Raw genomic sequence first — 23098 nt, forward strand, 5'->3', positions numbered from 1 at the left:
GAAAGCAGTAATTTTAAATTCACTGATAATAAACATCCCCTCCAACTTGCTACAGGTCAGGGAATAGCTCAGGCCCTGTCTGACACTATCTTTTTCTCCTGGCAGGTCCGGCATTGTCTTCATCGAAGGAACTTGTCCCGTTGTCATTCCGCTCTTTGAAACCACCAAATTGCCAGCTAAACGATAGCGTGACCGATCGGTTATAAAACCTGCCGGAAGTATTGCTTTCAAAAGTTGGAGAGGTTGCGGTACTTTTTTGCAGGAAATGCCTTTGAAAAGGATTGTTTGTGGCGAGGGTAAGGCTTGCTTTTTTGTCGAATAGCTCTTTTCTGACTGCCAGGCGATAGGAGTAGTTTGCGGCATTTGTACCCTGTAAAGTGATGAAGCCATTGCTATACTCGCCTGCTACCAGGATGCTGAAATTTTCTGGTAAGCCATAGGTGGTGTTCAGATGGAGATTATAGAACGTTCCTTTGCTTTGTAGCTGCATAGAGGGGGCGTCGAATTTCAGGTAGAATACCTCTCCTCCTGCATTAAGGGACCAGCCCGGTGCCGGCGTGAATGAAGCGTTCATGTTGGCCCCGAGTCGTTTGTTGGCGGCAATATTTTGGGATGTGGTGAATGAAACACCCGAAGTATCCAGTGTGGTGATTTGTTCGATCGCATTACTATTGGTATTATAATATATTGCGCTATTCAGTGAAAAGCCGTTGTTTTCATCATATGAATGTCCTAGTTCCAGCATCCTGTTCAGCTCCGGTTTAAGGCCAGGGTTTCCTGCAGTTTTGTTCATGGGATCACTGGCATCCACATAAGGATTCAGGTCCCAGATCCATGGCCGGCGAATTCGTTCTGTATAGTTTATTTTAATTTCCTGGTTATCATTCAGATACCTGCTTATCAGCAAGCTGGGAACCCAGTTGCTAAAAGAGACGCCAAACGGGGGATTTGTCGCATTATAACTGGCACCGAGCTTAGTATACTCAAAGCGAAGACCTGGGCGAATAGCCCAATTACCACTGTCTGGTCGGATATTGGTACTTATATAAAAGGCGTAGATATCCTGGAAGTAGTTCATCCCGTTCGACCTTGCCGGATCTACAGGAAGATGGCTATTGTATACGCTATAGTCGTTCTTATTGCTACTTCTGGTGTACCGTACACCTATTTCGGCAACATGCTTACCCGACTTATTGAGAGGATGTATATAATCGGCCTGAAGATTCCAGTCTTTACTCGTCCCTGAATTGGGACTTTGTTCCCTGAACACCGGTGTACCGTTCATAGTAAACTGATCGGTAATATATTCTGAAAGATCCCTTGAGCGACTCCACATGCCTGTAACTTGTAGCTCCTGGCCAGGTTTCCTGAATTTTTTCTGATAATTTAACGAGAGATCGAAAAAGTTATACTTGCCGTACTTATTACTATATTGTTTATATTCTGAGGTTTGGCTACTGGTCTGGTAACGGTTGTATAAATTGTCCTTTTCCGGCCACTTTCCCGTCCAGTAAGATATAGAAGTTCCTATCTTTTGCAGTGAATCTATTGTGTAGGTGGTGGTAAAACCAGCGTAACCGCCATTATCCCTTTGCCTGGTATCGCGTTCCTGGAGTAAAGTTCCTGTATGGGGGCCGGAAGAAAGGGAATTCCTTTCCATAGTTGATTTTTGATATTCTTTTTTATAGCTGGCATTTAACAACAGTTCATAAGTTAACTTGTTCCTTATTATGTTCAGGGCGAGGTTGCCAGTCTGTTCGAGGTTACCGGCGGAAAGATCTATACTACCATTATTCCCGCTCATTTTCTTCTTTGTGATCACGTTGATTATACCGGCAGCGCCTTCTGCTTCGTACTTTGCCGAGGGATTGGTAATGACTTCTATGGATGCTATACTACTTGCCGGGATCATCTTAAGGGCTTCCTTCAGGTTTTTAGCCATTACCGGAGAGGGTATACCATTTAATAATACTTTGAAATTGGAGTTTCCCCGCATTTTGAGTTGACCGTCTGGTTCTACGGTCAGTAGGGGGACCTTTCGCATTACATCGCTGGCTGTTCCTGCTTTGTTGCTGATATCAGCGCCCGCGTTGTAGATGATCCGATCACTTTTGCTTTGGATCAGGGGGGCTTTCTTATTGTGGGTAATGGTTACACCCTGCAGCATTTTACTATCTTTCCGGAGCAGGATTGTTCCCAGGTCAGTATGCTGGTCCGCCACCTGTATTAGCCGGGAGGTATAACCTACATAGCCAATATAGCTAATGCTGATCTTATAAGTCCCCGCAACAGGTGAGTCAAAAGAAAAGCGTCCATCAGTTCCTGTAGTGAAAGTCCGGATAATGACATTATCGGCAGTAAGGAGCATAACGGTAGCTCCGGGAAGTGGTTGAGCCTCTTCCTGATCAAGGATAATTCCGCTAATTACTCCTTTGAAACCGGTATAAATGTGGTGGCTAAATAAATTGGTCCAGCTGTTAACGCAAAAGAGTAATGAGACCAAGCGAAAAACTCCCGTTTTCCCGGACATAAGCTACAGTACTTTAAATCTGCTGCAAAGAAGCCTTTTCATATCCATTTCAGGAAAAATAAATGACAAACCTGGCTGACTGGATGACGAAAATATTTGGTCATTTATTTTTGGCTATCTAACCAAATGCCAGAACTTTGCGCTAATTACAACCAATCCATGAGGGTAAGAAAAAAATGGTTTCAATATGTATACGTCCAGGAAACTGCCGTTTTCCTGATCATGTTTATATTGACCATGCTTCATGAGTGGATAAGGATTGATACACTTAAAGATCTGTTCGAAGGGCTGGCGTTCTTCATGCTGGTCTATGGTCATGCACAGTTTCACCGTTTTTTCATTTTCCCGTTCTTTGCAAAAAACAGGTTTTTAATTTATGGCTTATTAGCCATTGTTTCCGTTGCCATCAGTACGTTCGTTTTATATCTTATAGATTACTACTGGCTTGCGCCGGACTTTTACCACGAAATAACGCTTTTCGAAGCTATTATTTATCACTTTGCAGTGGTATTGATCAGTACTATTGCCATCATGTCGCTTTTCCTGTTCCGCGAATATTTACAGGCATTACAAAAAAGAAGCCGGGACGCCCTGCTGATCAACGAAATGAATATGCTATTCCTACGCTCACAGCTGAATCCACATTTCTTTTTCAACATGCTCAATAACCTGTACGGCGTTAGTCTTACCGAACCAGAACGAACCCCGTCGATGATTGTCAAAATTTCAGGACTAATGCGTTACCAGTTAGAGAAAGGGAGCCGGGAGAGAATTGCACTTAACGAAGAACTGACTTTTATCGGGAATTATATTGATCTGGAAAGAGAGCGGATAGGGAAAAGATGCGATATCAAATTTACCTATTTAGCAGAGGAATTGTTGCCGTCGCCCCCACAAATTGCACCGTTGCTGTTAATCGTATTGATAGAGAATGCATTTAAGCATAGTACAGCTACCAGGGATCGCTGGTACGTTCATATAGATATCCTATTGAAGTCAAATATATTCAGGATCCATATCAATAATTCGAATCCTGATCAGGTAATCAGGAAGAATTCAACAGGAATAGGATTGGAGAATTTCAGGCAGCGGCTGGACCTGATGTATCCAGGCAAATATCAGTATTCTGCGAAGGAAGGGCAGGAGGGGTACCAGACAACTTTAATATTAGAATTGAACGATTAGCCATGGACAAAATGCGCTGTATTATAGTAGACGATGAAGAGGGAGCACACCTGGTGCTTGAACATTATTTTAGAGAAACCAGGCACCTGGAGCTTTGTAAAGCATTTTATAATGCGATGGATGCGATGGACTATCTTTATCAAAACAAGGTCGATCTTGTTTTTCTTGATATCAATATGCCGGGCCTGAGCGGATTGGATATGCTGGAAGCCATGTCAAACCCACCGCTGGTGGTGTTAACGACTGCATATTCAGAGTTCGCGCTGCAGGGGTATAAATATGAAGTGGTTGACTATTTGGTGAAGCCTTTTGAATTCAGCAATTTCCTGGCAGCAGTAGACAAGGTATGGAATAGGAAGAGACCTATATTACATCATGATTACACCACGGCAACGGTACCAGTTGTGAGTGATTATCTGTATCTGAAGGTAGAAAGTGATGTGATAAAAGTAAAGTTTGCAGAGATCAGCCATATCCAGAGCTGGGGTAATTATATTAGAGTATATACCGACAAAGGTATGTTCCTGAGTGCCGTTACAACAACTGAGATTGAGGGTAAGCTGGCTCCTGAACAGTTTATGCGTATTCATAAGTCTTATATTATAGCACTTAACCGTATCTATAAGGTGACGGGGAGTGCTATTATTTTGGATGATGGCACGGAGATTCCTATTGGGAATACGTTTCGGAGGAAGGTGTTGGACTATTTTAAAATGTGAGGTTGCGGGTGTACACCGTGTATCTCCAAACAGCTGTATATACATACTGCCCAACGTTACAAGCAAGGCATTGGTAATCCCGGGATCAATTGTTATTCTTCTGTATAGACCTACAGCAGTCATGTTCATCATCTAATCTCTTTCGAACATGACTGCCTGATCGCATTATGTAATCATTTTGGGTTCGAATGGTTGCCGGCGCCTACTAAAAACCGGCCCTGCAGCTCAATGTAGCTCCTTTTTTTATGCTAAACCCGGTTTTGAATCCGATACCTTTTCCCCCATGTATCACCACATTCTGGTTATCAATAATTTCCTTTCCGGCTATTTTTATAAATCCTTCTGACCTGTATAGATACTCACTGCTAAAATTACTGTCATCATTAAATGGAATAGTGATATCATCTTTGACGGTGAACCCTGTTGGCAAAAAGGAGTAAAGATGATTGTCATTACCTGCAAACAAACTACCATCAGGCGCTAAAATCAACCGGTTACCGGTGAGGTAACCACTGGCGTCACTAATCGATAATGAAGGAAAGCTGGTAGCGCCAGGTGTAATCATTGTGAGGGATTGCTTTCCCTGCTCCGTATTTAACAGGTAAATATTCTCATTACCGTCCATCACCATGGTGCAGGAGGGGTTCAGACCTGTAATACCTGGCGAAGGTTGCTGCGCCCCATCAGCCAATGCATATGCTTCCAGCCGGCCGTTATTAATAATATACACTTTGTCAGTACCTATCACCGGTTGAGAAATAAGATTATTCGGAGCTGCTGATTTTATGTTCCTGATGATATTCCCATTATCCGTATCCAGGATATAGAACGATGTTCCATTTCTAAGGTTATTGGTGACACATAGCCTTCGGTTTCTTATAGAAGGAACCGGAATGTCAGTTGTGAATTTGCTTTCCACGTTGCTGTCCCACTTTTTCATACCATCGATCGAATTCAATGCTACAATTTTACCATTGGCTCCGTCATAGGCAAAGATCGTTTGCTCGGATTCATTCAGCGCTACTGTGCCGAACTTATTATCGGACAAGGCATAGGTCCACTTTAGCCTGCATTCAGGTTGTGGAGAATAGGCATAAATTCCTTTGTCAGTTGAGACGTAGATACTTCCATCAAAACCGATCACGGGAACAGCGGTTGCCTGGGCATTATTTTCGAGTTGTTTTGTAAAAAGAGCCGGTGCCTGGTTGGGTCTTAATATCTTAAGGGTGTTACCCGTGTTGCCGGTCAGACTGTAGATAAGATTGCTTCTGTCGGTTACGGGGCCATATTTTATCAGTCCAACGGTATCGGTAGTATTATCTGATAATAAAAGGCCTCCTTGGGTGAATGTTCTGATCCTATACATAGGTGGCGCTGATGCCTGGTAAGCTATTACCAGCTTATCATCCATCAGTATCGGGTCTGATTTGATATAATTACTTCCCTGCGGACTGAAAACATCTTTTAACTTAAAACCTGTAACAGCACTGTTTGTTTGCCAGCCTAACATGGCGGTATGTTGTGCATCACATTTGTATTGCGGCCAGCTTTTCCTCCGGACCTGGCTGAAGGGCATGTGATAGGAAATCACCAATTTAGGCTGTTTAAACAGCTCATTGGAACGCTCTGTGTAGTAGGCATAGGTTTCTGCTTCTTCTGCAGCCAGCAGGCATATGTAGATACCCATCTGCTCTACCCTGACCCAGGTGCTGCCATTTTTTATATCTGGCCGCAGATGTACTGCTTTGTTGATATCTGCGGGGGAAACCTGCGTGAGCGCTACGCTGGTAGAATCCTCAATATTGATCACCTGGTTATCTAATGCTGCATGCAGTTCGTACAAATTAACACCCTGTTCGGAAATGGAGGAGGTGTTTTTAACCTTGCCAGGATAAATGATAAGGTCAACACTATCAATGATGGCTTCTGTTGGAATGCTTGCCAGGTTGAACCATAAATAGGCGGTGTAATCGTGGTTTACTCTTCTTCCGGTAACTGAAGACGAAATGTAGAAGTAACGATCGTCACTGCAAAAAGCTTTGGTATCCGCATTAACAGTGGCATCTCCCGGGCGCTGGGTAGTAGTACCACCTGGAAGAAGGACTATGTTTCTTATATCATTGTATTGGTTTTGCTGTGCTACACAGTTTAACGTAGTCCATTGCAGGAGGATGAATAAGATCAACCTGCAGCATTGTAAGATGTACCGGGACGTTGAATTTTGTATTTTCATTGAAATCAGTTTTAAATGCAGGGAATAATAGGATGTAATGTATTGCCATAGCTGTTATGGCACCGGACAGGAATAGTAAAGACTGGATATACTTATATTTCCTTTCGAGATATAAGCTAGAATAACTGTCCATATACAGCCATTAAATCCGATCGTGGTGGTGCTGAAGCTGCGCAGACTCTCAAATATTGAGGGAAACTCCGGCTTAAGGATACCTTCTATCACATTCCATTTATAATAGTTGTTGCCGGTATCAACTGGTAGTATCCACCTGCAGGTTAATTTTTTCTCTGTGCCACTGATGTCACTTGAAATAATATACCGGTAGCTAAGGGTATTGGTATCTTTTATGCTGTTTTTGTTTGTTTGTAAATAACATATGGAGACACCTGCCATCCACTCTTCACTGTAAGTCAGGTCAGCGGAGCCGTCGCTATTCCGGACTTTTATCCATCCTGGACCTTTATTTACCCAAAGGTCGTTGAGTGTGCTACCATTATATCGGGCGGCACCTCCGCCTATCCAGATACTTTTATTGCCATTGATATCGGTTTGCACAGTTGCCGCGAACCTGCAACGTTTAGGGAAACCTACATTGCCGGTAGGTACTGCTATCCAGCTATTGCCATTATATCGCCACACATCATTCAGTCCGTTACCATTTTTGTCTGCACCACCAATCACCCAGATGTTATCGTTACCCTGTACATCCGGATATACCAGACATGCGTGCATACAGCGGGATGTCATTTCCGAAGGGGCTTCGATAGTACGGATTCCTCCGTTTTTGAGATCTATGACTGTAATGGTGTTTTTGCATACATTGATGTCTACTTTACTTCCACCTATAAAGTATAGCTCATCCTGTCCGAAATGTATACAGGGACAGTGTACTAATTCGGGCGGAATAGTGAGGTCTGAACGGATTACTACATTGTTTTCATTCAGGTAAATACTGTGTGGCAACCAGCTTATGCCATCACTTGATTTCCAGATACAGGGGGGCGCATCTGGTTCGTCCGGAATTTCTTTTCTTTTTTGCATGATAGCCCACATCATGTCATCATATTCATTTAATACCAGATCGAGTATTTGAAACTGCTCGAGTACGTAAACAACATTCCCATCTACCAGTGTTTCTACTGATCTGCTGAAGTTGTCCATAACAAACCATTGCGGCGATTGCGTTACTATCACATTGGCGACTGTATTTTCTACGGCTTCATTCACTCCCTCACGGGCATGCAGGTAGAAAGGTGGGGCAGGAGATGTTCCTGCACTACCCAGGTGTTTTTTGAATGAAAATGAAAAAGGGACGTCCTTGTTGATATTTGTCTGGATGTTTATTGTTTGGCCAAGTTGGTCTTTGACCTCACATGTACTCGCATTTATAGTCTGGTAAGTAAGGGTTACATCGGTGGCCTCACGGGTGATGGAAGGATTGATCTTACAGCTTTTAATGATGGGCTTTTTTGATGCCACATATATCGTATTAAAGAGGTAATCGTCCGGATATGTACCTATTACTGAAGTAATAGTTCGCAACCTGAACCTGATTTCAGCAGATTCCGGGAAAATCAGTCCTTCTCTGGGCAGCAAATTGTTGATGCAGAACTCGATGCGGTTATTACAGTTTTTAAAGGTGATGTTCGACGAGAAAGTAAATCTTATTAATCCTGTGGCATCATCAATCTGGCTATCTAATGTCGAAAGGAGGGGGCTGGTAATAGCAGCGAGTACACCGCTCCATTGTACAACATCTTGCAGGCTTTGCAAATCAACTTCGATACGTTTTATAGGCGCGACGTTGTTGGGGTTATCGCATATGATTGCAAAACTTACATTTGCATCGGTGTCTGAAATAGTATTTTCAATTGTTATGAGACTGAATTTGTCCATCGTGTTGGAGTGTAATAGTATTATTGAATATTGTTTGTGATTGGCAATAATGTCATAAAACCTTCCTGGATTATCTGTCTGTTGATGTCGCCGGCTTGTAACTGGGATTGATTATCGATGTTTGTTCTTTGCCATAATCCACCGGCAGTTTGTTGTTTTAAAACCCATTGTCGTTCGGGTTCTGCACCGAGTGGAATAAAAGGAGTTGCAGGGTCACCCAGTAATGGAGATATGAGCATATCCAGTTCCAGATGTTTTAATCCTTCTGTGTACATCGCAGGCAGGTCAATGAACTTGGTCGGCAATATGCCGGTGCTTGCCTGTACGCCTCCCCTGGGGTCCATTAACATGGTGATCCCGGTTGGTTGATCATTGGTATTTATGGTAAGTGTAATATCGCTGCCTGTGAAATAATTACTATTGGGAATAGTGGTGCCATATGGGATATGCATTTCACCGAAACCTTTTCCACTGTCGGTAAAATAGCCGATAAGTCCATCTTTGTTATTACGGGAATCGCCTAAGGCAACTGGAAAGCTAAGATCTGTGAGGCCTGGAGGTCGTGTTTTGGATGCTGCTGTAATAATATGTTCATTGTGCTGGGGTTGTGCAGGTAACCCCATTAGTTCCAGTTTAAGGGAAGCTCTTACAAGGGCAACTGGTTGCCCCATTAATCCGGCTATGCCAGGAGATTGTTGTCCTCCGGATGTGGATAGGAACAGTGCCTTGCTATTGCAGAGTTCAAACATGTCCTGGAGGGCAGCACCTCCGGCAGGCTGACCGGCAGCATTCTGGTGGTTGAGTAGTCCGTTCACGAAGTTTAGCAGGAAGCTGTTACTGATAGCTTGTGCCGGGGCCAGGTGCTGAGGAGCCCCTGGCGGATTTTTCCATTGCAATTGTATGCCGCCGTTGATGGTCATCATTTGTAAAGCACCGCATTTCGTTCCTTCGGTTGTAAATATATCCAATGACTGGTCCAGTGAATCGGGTATGATCCAACCGCAGACCGGGTTAGTGGATGGATCATTGGTGCTTTCTTCAGGTTGACCCTGTACGGCTTTGCAATATCTGAACAACAGCCGGGCAGGTTGTATGATACGGGGCGAAAGTGTGATATGGATGCCGTTTTTTAAAAGGTCCAGGTTCCCGGCAAAGTGGAGGTTGCCCGTTTTAATAACATTTCCCTTACTATCGGTGTCGATCACTTTTTGAACTTGTCCGAAAGCATCGGTGATATACAGCCTTGTAAATTGCAGGTGTCCTGCCATGAGGGGAAAGAAGTTGGGAACTCCGCCCGATTTATCTGTTACTCCCGGAAAGAAGTAAGCATCCCTCGTGATATAATTATCCAGGCTATGATCCGGTAATAACAGCCAATCAGGATCAGTGGGTGGAGTGAGCAGGGGGATATGAATGCTATGGCGGCGCATCAGCAGCGCATCTGCAAATGCACCCAGTGCCTGTGACAGGTGAGCGCCTGCTGTTATATTTTCCGGCAGTCTTTGTTGTATGAGGTTTGTCACCATATCTGTGAGCAATACCTTTCCTGCATATTCAATGGCTTTAGTAGCATCCGGAGCAGCACCCTTGTATTGGTACTGTTTATTTTCCCACTGCCAGTCTTCCTGTCTGAACCGCCACTGGCTGTTCGCGATGGAATAGGAGGGGATGAATCTGGTATACCAGATCAGGTACAGCGGTGTCCACGGATGTTGCCAGCGCTGGATGCCTCGTTTGGCAACCAATTCGGAAATTGTATCAAGGCTCCAGCCGTCAGGTCGGATAATGGAATTGCCCGTCAGTACAACGGCCTTCAATTTATCTGCCGGTGTGCCGGCTGTAAATTGCAGTATGTTTTTAAGATAGGTAGCGAGTGCCAGGATATTGGCCGTGTTACCGGAGGTATCCTTGTAATATTGCTGGGCCCATACATTGGTCCATGCGGGATCAAAGAGGATGGCTTCGTAATATAGCTGGCAGATAAGAGTAATATTGTTTTTGAGGGAGCCAAATTCTTTTAGTGCGAGACTGATTGGTCCATGAGTAATAGTGCGCTCACCCGCACCAGCATCATTCAGTATCATACCTGCTATAATTTCGGTAACTCTGCGGCATTGCAGTTTCGCTCCTTTGCCTGGATTTTTATATTTGGAAGATGCTGTGATGCCCGGGCCGGAGAATAATAAAGAGGGATCATTCGGCTGCCAGTAGCGGGGCATTTTCTTTTGTATCAATTCGAACTGTGCAGGAGTATCAGCTGTGCTGAGGAAGGCAGGAAGCTGGTTAATAATTGATTGGAGGGCAATTACGGCCGCCTGGTGTTGTGCAATTAAGGGCGTGATAGCATCTATATCATTTTTCAGTGCACTGCGGCTGCTACTCAACGCTGCGAGAAGAGGCTGATTAGCGTCTGCTTCTGCAATGATCATTTTATCGGTGAGGGCCCTGAATTCCAACATCAGGGATTTTTTCTCCTGCAGTAGCCTGTCGCAAGCCTGTTGTTCTTTGTTGATGGCTTTATATACCTCAGAAAGACCAGGATTGGTATTGGCATCCGGAAAGATCGGGTTAGCATTTTTTTGTTGTTCATTGGTATCTTTTTCCACTTGTTTGATTTCCCAAAGGGTGCCGCCGTCATAGGCAGTGAATGTATGGCTTTCTATCTGCTCATTCATTGTTGTGGCATCTACCGTGTCCTTCAGGATATCGTAAAAGTAGCCGGTAAGCAGTTTTTCTGCAGCTCCCGTTTGCCTGGCTAACTGTGCAGATTTGCCTTCGACAGCCGTCAGTCCAACTCCTGTATTGACGGCAGTATTTCTGACAGGTAAAGTATAAGACCTCGCAGGATCCCAGCTCACACTATGTATGAATCCACGACACATAATTGAAGTGGGGAATGCTGTATCCTGGCCGGATACCTGCCATTTGCTTTTGATGTTATTGATGATGAGTGCATCACTGTTTATGAGTGGTTCTATGGCAGGATCTGAATACCACCCTGTTACATGATAGGAAAATGTGGTGGCAGTAGTGTCTATCCCTGAAAGGTCGTCCCATAGGCCAAATACATTTCTGCAATACTGATAGATAGCCGCAAAACCAGCATTCCCGGGGGCCATGGCTGTAAGGGCAGGGGTGCTGCGAGGTTGTTCTACCGTCCAGTTTTCAAGCACCGTTACCTTACCAATATTATGTGAAGTAGAAAAGCTGCCATCCGGGTTTTGTATGGCCCAGGTACTTTTATCAGATATGAAGTCGCCGATATAGTCGCTTTCTACGATCCATTTTTTGGTGACGGGGAGGTTATTTACAAGGTGTGTTCTGATTACCAGCCACCTGTTTGGAACAGTAGGGAAGAGGGTCTGACCATCTTTCCCGATACCATTTGTGAGGGCTGCGGGCAGTGCCCAATGCAGGTGAATGCCTTTTTCACAAAAACCTCCCTGGTTGAGGTTCCTGAGATCACCGGGTTCAAGGTAAGGCCCGAGCCGGGTAAATAGACCGTCATAATCAATATAGAAGTTCTTCCAGTTGTAGGCAGTATCCTTTGCAGTGACTTTATCTACAATCAGTGCTTCAATTTTTATGGGTACTAATATTTTTTCACTCATGGCAGATTGGTTTTAATCGCAGAAGATGAGGGACTCCAGTTATCAATAATGTTGAGATGATAGATGACCGGGCTATCCAGCAACTGAAAGGCGAGATCGGCAGAGGTGCGGACGGGTATACCCTTTTCGGTGATGCTGACAGCCATATTTTTCAGGTTTAACCGTCCATTGTTGGTCGGGATTTCAATGCTGGTTTGTCCTACATTGCCAGCTTCGTCGCGGAGACTTTTCTGGTAATTACCATTGTTGAGATCTATACTAAAGTGAATGCCTTCTGGTGGCTGGATGAATATGAGCTGCTGTACTTTGCCCGCGAACATACATAGTTGTATATCGTCTGAGATGCGTTCTATCTTTAGTGGATGTATCATCCAGTTGCCGGTTTCATCTTTTGAAAAAATCTTAATGCCTTTCCATCCGGATACCAGTTGGGAGCGTAGTAAAAAACCGGTAATATGACCGTTGATAGTTGCTGGTAATGGAACAGCTTCGCCTTCTGATTTTGGAATGAAGGTGGCATTGGCTTTATTGATTACAATATTTTGTGGGAGGAACCTGCCGTCCTTCAGCATATTCAGCAAAGCTGTGGAATCCTGTGAGGATACGATACTCAATGCACCTCCTATGAGCGCTTCTATCCAGTCGTAGTCTAAGTAGAATGTGCCTGCTGCTTCCCTGGTAATTGTGCCATCCTGCCGGCCGACCAGGTAATTTTCATGTGGTATGAGGTAGTTGAGGGGAACGCCTTCAAGCAGGAAGAGCTTACCCAGCCAGTCGGTGATGGTCGCAGGAATTTCGGGCATGCCGGACCCGCTAACGGCGAGGGCATTGAGTTGTTGCCGGATGGCATTGGGATCGCTGGAAAAGGGAACAGGCGTTTCATTAAACAGGTTCGCTGTGTTATACCTGGTTGCAAGAAAGTTCTTCATAGTGTCTTCCACGGAGTCTGTTAAAGGATGCTCATTGAGAAATGTGCTGGGTAGAAGATTTGTAATCTGCTGTGTCGCGGCTGTTTTGACGATCTTCCTTTTCCCCTGCAGCTTCCATTGGTAAAGCGCGGTATTAAATGTTTTGTCTTTTAGTGCGAGCAGGCGTCCAAGCTGCCATGCAGCAGCGTAAGAGATATCGGATAAACCGGTGAGGTGATCAAATCGGAGGGCTTCGTCAGCTGTTTTATAGATTTTCGTCTTAGGATCTGCGGGCAGGAAATTGGGATTGAACGGGCCGCGGTACAAAGAATAAGTACTGGTGCCATTGCGTGTAATATGCGGCAGCAGTGTATATCCGTAGTCATAGATTTTTTTTAGATCACCATCAATGGAATCAGGGTAATTCATTTTAAAGGGACTTACATGTAGACCTTCACACAATTCCAGGAAATTTTTTCCGGCGGCAACCGTAAAGCTCCAGGAGTGCAATACTACAAGACGGACTTTGGTCTTGCCTTTACTTTCGATGTAGTTGTTTACCGTGAAATAATTGTGATAGCCTTCCAGTGATACCAGAAAAACGTTGTTCCTGCCAGGGGGGGATTGGTCAACCGGTTTTACAGGAAGCCTGTTGCCGATAAGGGTGGCGAAGTACCCATTATCGTCTATGCCTGCACTTTCCTTGCTTTCATCTACGGTTACTTTCCTGACATGAGCCAGAAAGGGAAGATCTTCGCTGGTAGGAGCTATTTGTTTGAAGAGGGGTAATGGAACATCAATGGTATCATATGGCGTGTCGATGTTTTCCCATGGAGCCAGTTTAGGGTTTTGACCGTTCATGATGTCAACAGATATTTCAGGAACGAATACATCCGTTGCTTCATTTTTTAATGTTTTTTTACCAGGTATAATTGCGTTGCCGGGTATTCCCTGTCCTTTCATCTCATCTTCTCCGAAAAGCAATAATGCCATCCAGGGAGCATGCCGTACCGGGTCATTGAACTTAAAGACGGTATCAGTATGCAGTTGACCATCTATCGTGCGCTCCCAGGGTAACGTACGCCGGTTGAAGACGATTTGCGGCAGAGAGGTCTCAAAATGGCCTGTTATGTCTTTGGGAGGGTACACGGTATAAATGTTTGCCTCTTCGAGTATAAAGCGGGGAGCACTTACCCATACTTTTTTGGTAGCAGTTTCAAAATCATCGTTACCGGCATTGGCTACATTTACTGAAAGGTCAGCATTAATTGTGTATTCACCTGCCACCAGTTGTGGCAGGGATTCGTGAATAAATGCCAGTGGTTCCGGGTTTTGTAATACTTTTTGTGCAGTTGCCATTGTCCGTTATTTTCCGGTTTCAATTTTATATTGGGGCAGACCACCTGCCTGTACGATTACGGGATCAGCGGTGAAGCCGTCGATCCATTCCTGCATGTTGCCTGTGGTAGCAGCCGATGCGGGTATTTCCTGTACCAGGAGGGCCGCGGCAATGATTGTCTGTCGTTTGGCTGTAATAGCAGGATCCAGTATTTTATCAGTGATGATAGTTTTTATGGGGGAGCTATAAGCGGTATTGTCCGGGCCTGTCAGTGCAGCTACATAGGTCCACGACAATGATCTTTCCACCTTTCTGAACTTTCCATCGAGGTCAAATCCGGGTGGATCAGGTGGTTCCGGCGCTTCTTTCGGGGTAATGACCACACCTTTCAGTGCATTTTTCAGCACGATGACATCGTCTGGTATGTTGTTATTACTGCTTCCCTGGTGGTTGCTCCATAGTGAGCCGGGCACGCCTGCAGCGTAAGCGGAATAATCGGGTGCGAAGTCACCGGTGAGTGGCTTGCCATTCATCATGACTTTTACAAGCAGGGTGGCTGCGAGACTGCTTTCATGCATGGGCCGTATACCGAGTGTAAGGTTACGATCTGCATACTGAAGTACGCCGTTATCAGTCTGCATGTTGGTGGTGGCTGCTATTTCTGTGAGCGTGCCGGTGGCATCAGGCGTGTGCACAGTGGTCACCGGCAGGGGTACATCAATGTTGATGGTTAACTGATGTGGATTCACCAGCAGGTACCTGACATTCCCGACAGTATATTCATTAATGATGCCTTTATTGATAATGATTTCCGGTGTGATTTTTTTGTTGGTATTGGTAGGAATAAATTGCTGTTTAAATTCCGGCCAGCTGAGTTTTGCAGGTTCTACTTTTGTGGCGCTGCCAAAAGGAATGGTGAATGAGAAGATGCTCCAGTCCACAAACGCTTCACCGGCAAATGGTGGTCCCCATATGTGCAATTCAGCGCCCATTTCCAGTTTAAAGTGTACAGTAAACAGGCCCATGTCGATGTTGGCATCTATTTTCACCCTGATACCCATATCGAGGGCATATTGAAAGGGTGCCCAGGCGATGATCATATCAGCCCAGAGCGCGACACTGGCGGTGAGGAAACTGAGACTGAAAGTTACTTCGAGTCTGCCACCTGCCATAATAGCGCTGGGGGTCAAAGCATAATAGAGACCTCCTTTTATTTGCAGCTGAGTAGAGACTTTCCAGTTGAGCCCCAGTCTGTCCACGTCAGGGTAATGGGATGGCTTGTTAAATTTGGGATGATAACCTCCAAGGGTGATTACAAAGTCCCCGGCATGGGCTCCTTTTACCCACGCATAGAAGGCAAAGCCACCGGTAAGTTTACAGTTTTTGTCCAGTACAAAAGAATTGGACGTCAGCATAGCTTCTACGGCGATGACGTCGCTATCAGGTCCAAAACTACACCTTACGGCCAGTTCAACGTAAGCGATCGCTTTATCTTTAGATGGCCATGCGAGAATGGACAGGCCAACAATGGCAAACTCGGTTCTTGTACCGAATTGTGCGATCAGGAGTACGAAAGATTCAATTAGTTTGAACGAAGTGAATTTTATACCTACAGCCAGCCAGTAGTCGCCCGGAGATGCGGGTATCCATTGATTGCTGACCAATTCCCCCAGTATAACATTCAACGTCTTGGCAGGATTGGGATTGAGTGCCATGGCGACAAGCGGGAAGGTGTTTACCTCCTGGATGGCAGGTGTTTTTACACGTCGGTTGTAACCAAAGCCGGCCGCTATGCCTGTAACAAAGAAGAAAGCGGGTCCACCGATGGCCCCGGTGTACATGGCATAGATGAACAGTGAAACGGCGCCATTGGGTTGCGGGTGTATCAGTTTGCTATAGGCACCCACGCCGCTCACACTGAATGTTGCCAAAGAAAGTTGAGCAGCTCCATAGTAAGAATATTCTTCTTCTTCCGGAATAGGGGTAGCCCTGAGGAACATGCCGCTGATGCGTATGGGATCTTTGGTGTAGGAAATTCCTATTCCATCGATATAGAATGCAGGAAGGGCAGGAGGAAATTTCCATTCCAGTTTAAAGCTCAGTCCAAGGCCTGCCAATTGCATGCCGAAGCCCGCAGTCATGATTGAGGCGTCCAGCAGCAGCATCACTTTTCCATCAGCGTAAAGAAAGCCAAGTCTTTGGATGGTGACAGGGCCTATTTTTTTGTCAACGCTGGTCCATTTTGCTTTGGAAGTTGTTTCACCAGGAAGAGAGGTGACAACAGCAGTATTGTTGGCAGGCTCATCTCCATTAGCAGGTGGAAGATAGGTTTTATCCGGACCGTCGTTCAACACATAATAGTCTTCACGTCCGTTAATGAGCAATAGAGTAGAGATATTGAAGCCAGGAGTGACATTGATGTCAGGCAGGCCGGAATAGCGCTGGAGTTCTGATTGACTAAAAGCACCATTTGCGTATAATGCCAGTACTTCCTTAAAAGCGAAAGCCTCATCGCGGGCGAACAAATTGCCTGCAAGGGGAAGGTCATTGAGATTAAGGTGCAGACCAGCACCCAGACCTGCCAGTAGAGACGTACCACCGTTATCAGCTTGCCTGTAGAGCAGGAAGGCTTTAAAATCGCTGAGGGTAAGAGCGGCATCGGGTATAGCATCCCGGTTGCCGAACACGCTGCCGGCAATGTCTTTAAAATTTATAGTAGTGGTACCATCGTGTAAGTAGGCAGCATACATATACCATGTGGTATCTGCTTTAAGGTAGCTGAGAAGGAAGCGATGATTGCCAATGCGGAGAGTACCGCCAAAGGTGAAGTAGCTGTCTGCATTATCCGTTTTTTTATATTCAGCTTGCAGGGTCGTATCAATATCCTTACCATTAATGTTCAGCCGTGTGTCGAACGTGACAGTGAACTCACTGGAATGATTATCGGTACCATAGGTAATTGATAGTGCCTGTATGGCGGGTAATTTCGCAAGAAAAGGAGGGATCTCTGTATGATGAAGAGGGGCCAGGGCATTGAGCAGAGCAGGGAAAGCGATGCCATGCTGGTCGGTGGATTTCAGAGAAGCATATACCTTTTCTTCAGTTCCATTTAGCCGGAGTCCTAAAGAAATGTCAAACTCACCCGCATCGGAATCTCCAATGCGGGTTGAACCTGACAAATCCAGCAAAAGGTAGGGTGATGCTGCCATAATTCTTACTATAGTTATCCCGGTATTAGCTTTGGGTGGATGTTTCGAGTGAAGCGGTGCTTGTATTGGTAACCCTGAAGCCTACCTTTTTGATAGTGAAGTTGCCAAACCTGATAGTTTGTCCTTCTTTGGAAGTTACCCAGAAGTCGAATGTTTTTTGCGTGATGTTATAGTAGAAGTTTTTGAAGAGGATGATAAAATCTTCTGGATTTTTATCAGTTCCATTTTCGTCTTTGATGGCGGGTAGCTGAACGGCAGTGGTATCGCCGGTATTTCTTTTGATCCAGTCGATCAGGACTTTAAGGTTTATTTCGCTGCCGGTAGCGTCATCTGTTTTGTCACTGAAATCGATGATCCAGTCGCCTTTGGGGTTTTGTTTGCTTACAATGTTTCCCGCTCTGATATTGAGGATAGCAGCGGCAGCGTCATCACCTTCGGGTCCGATGGTGAGCTGCCCGTTAATACCTACACTATACCTGGAGGCATTAGCGAGGCCACTGATGGAAACGGAGTTGCCACTGAGGGAGAGGGTACCGCCTACAGCACGGGTAACAACGGTGGCACCCTCAGACCATGTTACCTGTATATTGTCGGTAGGGGTCGCAAAATCTTTCCATGTGTTGGGTGTGATATTTTGTGCTGTGATTTTTTCAGCGAAGGCGCTGGCGTTTTCAAATTTGGCCAGTTCTGTGGTGTCATTAAGGGGGGCGATGTTTGTAGTGAGGTTTTTAATTTCTGTAATTTTCATGTTATTATAATTAGAGGTTGAATGGAGTATTAGTATTTGATGATATAGTTAAGTGTTATCCATTTGGGCCTGTTTCTGTCGGTACTGGCATTAGAGTACGTGGAGTAGTTACTGATAAATACAGAATGGTTATGCAATCCGGATTCCTGCGTGGATTGATTCTTGACATCGTCACCATTGGTGTCGATAGAGGTATACTTACCGCTGTCCATCTTTCTATAGTACCAGGTATCGGGGAATCTATGGGAGTGGTTTCCTGCGTTGCTGGTATAAAATGTTCTGTCTGGCATGGTAACTGTGTGACTGTGTTGGTCAGGTTCTCCTCTTGTACCAAGACTTTCAGGTCCTGCACCCTGAATAAAAGTACCACTGAGATCAGGGACTTTAAATTTGTCAGCACCATCGGATCCATATCTAAATCCTATAGTGGCATAAAGATCTTTTTGGTCGCCTGAGATAGAATAGGACGATCCATTGCAGAGCAGCCAGCCGGGGGGAGGGGTAGTCCCTGCAAAAGGCAGGACGGTACCTACAGGCATCACAATGCCTGTTTTATCGAGGAGGCGGCCGTTTGTTTTAATGTTTCCCTGTACCTCCAGATTTTCAGCAGGTGTTTCAGTGCCGATGCCTACGTTACCATTGGAGAGTACTTTGATGGCGTCGTTTTGCGCGCTGAGTTTACCGATTATTGTGGTGCATAAGAATGCAGTCATGAATAGAAATTGTTTCATTGCTATTGGGGATTTAATGTTAAATAACAGGTCCACTATTTTTTTGTTGCAGTTATAGGAGAACAGCGTCTGCATAGGAGCAGGGATGCATGCCTGATCGCAACAGGATATAGAGGAGTTGATAAAAGTTGAGGTGATATGTTTTTAAGTTGTGGTATTTAAATTTTTTGAAATTTTTACGGATAGCTGCAGCACAACAGCGTCTTTCCCTCTCAATACGTGTTGCATGTTTTTCGTTGTAAGGAACTTTCCCGGCGACCTCAATGTTAGTTGCGTAATTTTCAATCTTCCAGCATATTTCTTATTCTAGCTTTGAGTGGGTGTTTCGAGTGAAGTAGTGCTTGTATTGGTAACCCTGAAGCCTACCTTTTTGATAGTGAAGTTGCCAAACCTGATAGTTTGTCCCTCTTTGGAAGTTACCCAGAAGTCGAATGTATTTTGTGTGATGTTATAGTAGAAATTTTTGAAGAGGATGATAAAATCTTCTGGATTTTTATCGGTTCCATTTTCGTCTTTGATGGCGGGTAGCTGGACGGTAGTGGTATCGCCGGTATTTCTTTTGATCCAGTCGATCAGGACTTTAAGGTTTATTTCGCTGCCGGTAGCGTCATCTGTTTTGTCACTGAAATCGATGATCCAGTCGCCTTTTGGGTTTTGTTTGCTGACGATGTTTCCCGCTCTGATATTGAGGATAGCGGCGGCAGCGTCGTCACCTGCGGGTCCGATGGTGAGCTGCCCGTTAATACCTACACTATATCTGGAAGCATTAGCGAGGCCACTGATGGAAACAGAGTTGCCACTGAGGGAGAAGGTACCGCCTACAGCACGGGTAACAACTGTGGCACCCTCAGACCATGTTACCTGTATATTGTCGGTAGGGGTCGCAAAATCTTTCCATGTGTTGGATGTAATATTTTGTGCTGTGATTTTTTCAGCGTAGGCGCTGGCGTTTTCAAATTTGGCCAGTTCTGTGGCGTCTGTGAGGGGGGCGATGTTTGTAGTGAGGTTTTTAATTTCTGTAATTTTCATGCTATTGTGATTTAAGGTTAAATGGAATTATTGGTATTACTGGCTTTTTGAAGGGGATCCACCGCTACTCGACATACACACTGACAGAAAGTATTTTAAATCGTCATTTGGGGTGCCTGTACATAACAATGCCATGATGAATATAAATCTTCATCGGGTTTGGGATTAAAATAAATTAAAAAAGTTTGGTTATGCTTTTCAAATGCATATCTGCTAATAATCCATTAGAGAAGGGAGCTACGCTGGATAAGCATTGTGATATAACATAAACTGTTGAATACTGATTGTGTTGTGGTTTTACATTGAGGGTAACCAGATTTTTATTTAACGGGATTAAAAGTTGAGTACAAAGGTAAATGAAAAGAATATTCACTACAAAATTTTATGTATGTAGTGAATGTATTTAAATGGGTATTAATACCCATGTGAGTTTTTCTAATGGGAGGACCGCGCTTTTATTCCGACTGAAGCATTGGGGGATTGAGGTTTTTAATAACAGTTGTTATTTCGGTATTTAGCTATTAATTGTGGTGATATTATATCAGACATGGTGTGTTTACTAGAAATTAAGATAAAAATTATTATGATAGAAGATCCAAATAGAATACATGGCTTCATGCGTACAAATTACACCATTATACCCCCGGTTTTAGTTGGTTTTACAAACCTTTTACGCGTCATTTACAACCTTTTACTACTAAAAAGCCTCTATATCGTTAACGCCTGATAGCTTTGCTCCATTGTTTCACCAAATCATTTCCGGTCATGAAGATCATCTATAATCTTACTTTCCTGCTCTTTTTTCAATTTCTCTTTTCCTGTAATCTGGCACCTGAAATTTCACTGGCATTCCTTATTCCGGATAATCTCAAAGATGGAACTGCAAAGCTCGTTTTTAAATCTATAGATGGCGGACAAACCTGGCAGAACATCAGTGAAGGGTTACCCGAAAAATTGCGAAAAGATAGTATTAAAGGAAATAGCTTCTTTGCAAATGATAAAGGGCTGTTTTTAAGGGTAGGAAACGGCGTCTATCACAATGTACCAAATGCCACAGCTCCTATTTGGGCCAGGGAGATTTCTCCTGACGAACATGCTAGCATTGCCCCCGGTAAGCCCGGGATATCAGCCTTCAATTACTGGGGGGTAAATTTAAAAAAAGCAAATGGAACGAGTATATGGTCGCCCATATTCGTAAATTTTCAGGAGCCACGGGTACGCAGTGCTTTTGAGACTGCCGGAGGTACAATTTTTATCGGCACCGACAGAGGCTTTTTTAAAACTGATAACAATGGAGAAACCTGGAGACATGTCCATACCGGAGAGCTGGTAGGGAATTTAGCGGAGTCGAATGGCGTACTGGTGGCGATCAGTAGGGGAGGGATAATAAGATCTACCGATAACGGCGAAAACTGGTCGGTGGTAAGCAGTGGCAGTAATGTGGCATTCGATGTAAAAAAGATCAAAGGCGGATTCGCTGCTATCACTTCCAGTTCAGCGCCTGGTACGAGGGGGCTAATTACATCCTACGACGGCGGTATCACCTGGCAGCCCATTGAGGCTGGCCCCGGGAACAAAGCTTTGATTGATTCTATAAGGCGGACCTGGAATGATCGCCATCGTGTGCAGGCTTTCATGACTTCAATTATCCAGGTGGGTGAAAACTTCTTTTGTGCTCATCGTGACGGCATATTCAGGTCATCGGACAAGGGGAAAACATGGAAATTATTGCTTCCTTCTGTAGATGATAAAGTCTTCAATTTATTTGTTTCAGGTAGCGTGATTTATGCCGTACCCAGCAAAGGTGGATGTTGAATATTCATTTCCATGGATTTCGTGTCTGAATGGGATCTTGCCATTGATATTTTCGTATAGCTAAACTCTTTGCAGGCAGCCATAACGTTCTCTTTGAAAATATCAAAATAGACTGCTCGGATTGAAACAGGCAGTACTAGCAAAAAACGCCGTAGGTATTACCTACGGCGTTTCGCCATTTTGAGCGTGTCCGGAAGAAGGGAAGTAACGGACCTTCCTGGAAAAACGAAACGCCGCGTGCACCCGACAACAGGTGTATCAATGACTTATTGAATAGGGTAGCTATCTGGAAAAAGATTTTACATGATAGTTGTGGGTTTTGCTGTGTTCAGCACCCACTTAGAGCTTGCATCATATCCCTGGGAAGTTTCCCCCTTAAATTTGGTTAAAACGAATTTCCTAAACTCTTTGCATAAGTTTTGCGTAATGTCAACTGGCGAAACTACACCCTACAAATTCCTTGAATTGTTTAAAGCTGTTCTATAGAGCCCTGTTACCATCAGTCTTATTTTTATCTACATATTCCGCATAGTATTCCAGGAAATTCCCCTTAAACTTATGTGGTAATATAGGCGGTACCTATTGACTGCTGTTCGATGATATTTTGGCTTTTCTTTACTTCCAGTAAATCTAAAGCTTGTTTATTATGGTTTTTTTCAGCCTGGGTTTTAGGTTTTGAATAAATAAAGATTCCCGTTGAAGGTGATTGGCCAGCTTTGCGACCATAGTCATAATAGAGAGTGATTTTATCCCCTTTGCTATTTGTGCGTTTTATGATATTCATATGGTTGTGGCTTTTGGGGTATAGGGAACATTGCTCAATGTATATGCCGTGCCAAAGGGATGCAGCGGTGTTCCAGTCATTAGCGAGGATGCAACAACAAAAAAGAGAATAAGAGTGAAAAAGGGGAGGAAAGAAATTTTTATGGGAATTCTTGTCAGTCCTGGCAGATTTTCCGGGATAAAACTGCCAATACAGAAATCATAATCCAGGCATTTACTATAATCATTGCAGATAGCTGTAAATCCTGAAGGTACGATGATGAGAGGATGTTCTTCAGAGAATTTCGGGTGCGGAATTGCTAGAGAAGTACCACAAATTTTGTGTGTCATTCTGTGGTCACCAACTTCGTTCCTGTGTC

At 44.4% G+C, this 23098-nt stretch carries 14 protein-coding genes; 3 read left to right on the top strand and 11 right to left on the bottom strand.

The window, feature by feature from the left end; translation table 11 throughout:
• Positions 1–85: 85 nt before the first annotated feature.
• Entirely contained in the window at positions 86–2503 is a 2418-nt protein-coding gene (locus ABDW33_RS01810) for a TonB-dependent receptor (RefSeq protein ID WP_343688359.1), read from the bottom strand.
• A gap of 186 nt (positions 2504–2689) precedes the next feature.
• On the opposite strand from ABDW33_RS01810, the gene ABDW33_RS01815 reads away from it, so the two are divergent.
• Together ABDW33_RS01815 and ABDW33_RS01820 are read left to right on the top strand one after the other, a co-directional pair.
• Positions 2690–3715 (top strand): histidine kinase, encoded by a 1026-nt coding sequence (locus tag ABDW33_RS01815; RefSeq protein ID WP_343688360.1) that lies wholly within the window; start codon positions 2690–2692, stop codon positions 3713–3715.
• 11 nt (positions 3716–3726) lie between these two features.
• A complete protein-coding gene (locus ABDW33_RS01820; RefSeq protein WP_343688361.1) occupies positions 3727–4434 on the top strand; it encodes a LytTR family DNA-binding domain-containing protein in 708 nt (235 codons plus the stop codon).
• A gap of 205 nt (positions 4435–4639) precedes the next feature.
• Here the strand turns inward: ABDW33_RS01820 and ABDW33_RS01825 are convergent, their stop codons facing one another.
• The 8 genes from ABDW33_RS01825 to ABDW33_RS01860 form a co-directional block, all read right to left on the bottom strand.
• A complete protein-coding gene (locus ABDW33_RS01825) occupies positions 4640–6667 on the bottom strand; it encodes a PQQ-binding-like beta-propeller repeat protein (RefSeq protein WP_343688362.1) in 2028 nt (675 codons plus the stop codon).
• A gap of 54 nt (positions 6668–6721) precedes the next feature.
• Positions 6722–8566 (bottom strand): kelch repeat-containing protein, encoded by a 1845-nt coding sequence (locus tag ABDW33_RS01830; protein ID WP_343688363.1) that lies wholly within the window; start codon positions 8564–8566, stop codon positions 6722–6724.
• Positions 8567–8586: 20 nt separating this feature from the next.
• Positions 8587–12177, bottom strand: a complete 3591-nt coding sequence (locus ABDW33_RS01835) for a hypothetical protein (protein ID WP_343688364.1) — start codon at positions 12175–12177, stop codon at positions 8587–8589.
• Positions 12174–14444 carry a hypothetical protein gene (locus ABDW33_RS01840; RefSeq protein ID WP_343688365.1) on the bottom strand — a complete coding sequence of 757 codons (2271 nt, stop codon included), beginning with the start codon at positions 14442–14444 and terminating at the stop codon, positions 12174–12176. The genes ABDW33_RS01835 and ABDW33_RS01840 overlap by 4 nt, the downstream gene beginning before the upstream one ends.
• A 6-nt stretch (positions 14445–14450) precedes the next feature.
• Positions 14451–17633, bottom strand: a complete 3183-nt coding sequence (locus tag ABDW33_RS01845) for a DUF6603 domain-containing protein (RefSeq protein WP_343688366.1) — start codon at positions 17631–17633, stop codon at positions 14451–14453.
• A gap of 25 nt (positions 17634–17658) precedes the next feature.
• Positions 17659–18381: a hypothetical protein gene (locus tag ABDW33_RS01850; RefSeq protein WP_343688367.1), complete on the bottom strand. Its 723-nt coding sequence runs from the start codon at positions 18379–18381 to the stop codon at positions 17659–17661.
• A 29-nt stretch (positions 18382–18410) separates the two neighbouring features.
• On the bottom strand, positions 18411–19112 hold the full coding sequence (locus ABDW33_RS01855; RefSeq protein WP_343688368.1) for a tail fiber protein: 702 nt from the start codon (positions 19110–19112) through the stop codon (positions 18411–18413).
• 306 nt (positions 19113–19418) lie between these two features.
• Positions 19419–20141, bottom strand: a complete 723-nt coding sequence (locus ABDW33_RS01860; protein ID WP_343688369.1) for a hypothetical protein — start codon at positions 20139–20141, stop codon at positions 19419–19421.
• Positions 20142–20906: 765 nt separating this feature from the next.
• On the opposite strand from ABDW33_RS01860, the gene ABDW33_RS01865 reads away from it, so the two are divergent.
• Positions 20907–21956: a hypothetical protein gene (locus tag ABDW33_RS01865; RefSeq protein WP_343688370.1), complete on the top strand. Its 1050-nt coding sequence runs from the start codon at positions 20907–20909 to the stop codon at positions 21954–21956.
• A 556-nt stretch (positions 21957–22512) separates the two neighbouring features.
• Here ABDW33_RS01865 and ABDW33_RS01870 read toward each other — a convergent pair.
• Together ABDW33_RS01870 and ABDW33_RS01875 are read right to left on the bottom strand one after the other, a co-directional pair.
• Positions 22513–22740, bottom strand: coding sequence for a hypothetical protein (locus ABDW33_RS01870; protein WP_343688371.1), 228 nt, complete (start codon positions 22738–22740; stop codon positions 22513–22515).
• A partial coding sequence (locus tag ABDW33_RS01875; RefSeq protein ID WP_343688372.1) for a hypothetical protein occupies positions 22737–23098 on the bottom strand: 362 nt, incomplete at its 5' end. The genes ABDW33_RS01875 and ABDW33_RS01870, both read right to left, overlap by 4 nt.

The sequence above is a fragment of the Chitinophaga sp. genome, from assembly GCF_039596155.1.
Taxonomy (GTDB): Bacteria; Bacteroidota; Bacteroidia; order Chitinophagales; family Chitinophagaceae; genus Chitinophaga.

Coding starts and splice junctions, on each gene's coding strand:
- ABDW33_RS01815 (WP_343688360.1), top strand. CDS start 2,690: ATGAGGGTAAGAAAAAAATGGTTTCAATATGTATACGTCCAGGAAACT.
- ABDW33_RS01820 (WP_343688361.1), top strand. CDS start 3,727: ATGCGCTGTATTATAGTAGACGATGAAGAGGGAGCACACCTGGTGCTT.
- ABDW33_RS01825 (WP_343688362.1), bottom strand. CDS start 6,667: ATGAAAATACAAAATTCAACGTCCCGGTACATCTTACAATGCTGCAGG.
- ABDW33_RS01830 (WP_343688363.1), bottom strand. CDS start 8,566: ATGGACAAATTCAGTCTCATAACAATTGAAAATACTATTTCAGACACC.
- ABDW33_RS01835 (WP_343688364.1), bottom strand. CDS start 12,177: ATGAGTGAAAAAATATTAGTACCCATAAAAATTGAAGCACTGATTGTA.
- ABDW33_RS01840 (WP_343688365.1), bottom strand. CDS start 14,444: ATGGCAACTGCACAAAAAGTATTACAAAACCCGGAACCACTGGCATTT.
- ABDW33_RS01845 (WP_343688366.1), bottom strand. CDS start 17,633: ATGGCAGCATCACCCTACCTTTTGCTGGATTTGTCAGGTTCAACCCGC.
- ABDW33_RS01850 (WP_343688367.1), bottom strand. CDS start 18,381: ATGAAAATTACAGAAATTAAAAACCTCACTACAAACATCGCCCCCCTT.
- ABDW33_RS01855 (WP_343688368.1), bottom strand. CDS start 19,112: ATGAAACAATTTCTATTCATGACTGCATTCTTATGCACCACAATAATC.
- ABDW33_RS01860 (WP_343688369.1), bottom strand. CDS start 20,141: ATGAAAATTACAGAAATTAAAAACCTCACTACAAACATCGCCCCCCTC.
- ABDW33_RS01865 (WP_343688370.1), top strand. CDS start 20,907: ATGAAGATCATCTATAATCTTACTTTCCTGCTCTTTTTTCAATTTCTC.
- ABDW33_RS01870 (WP_343688371.1), bottom strand. CDS start 22,740: ATGAATATCATAAAACGCACAAATAGCAAAGGGGATAAAATCACTCTC.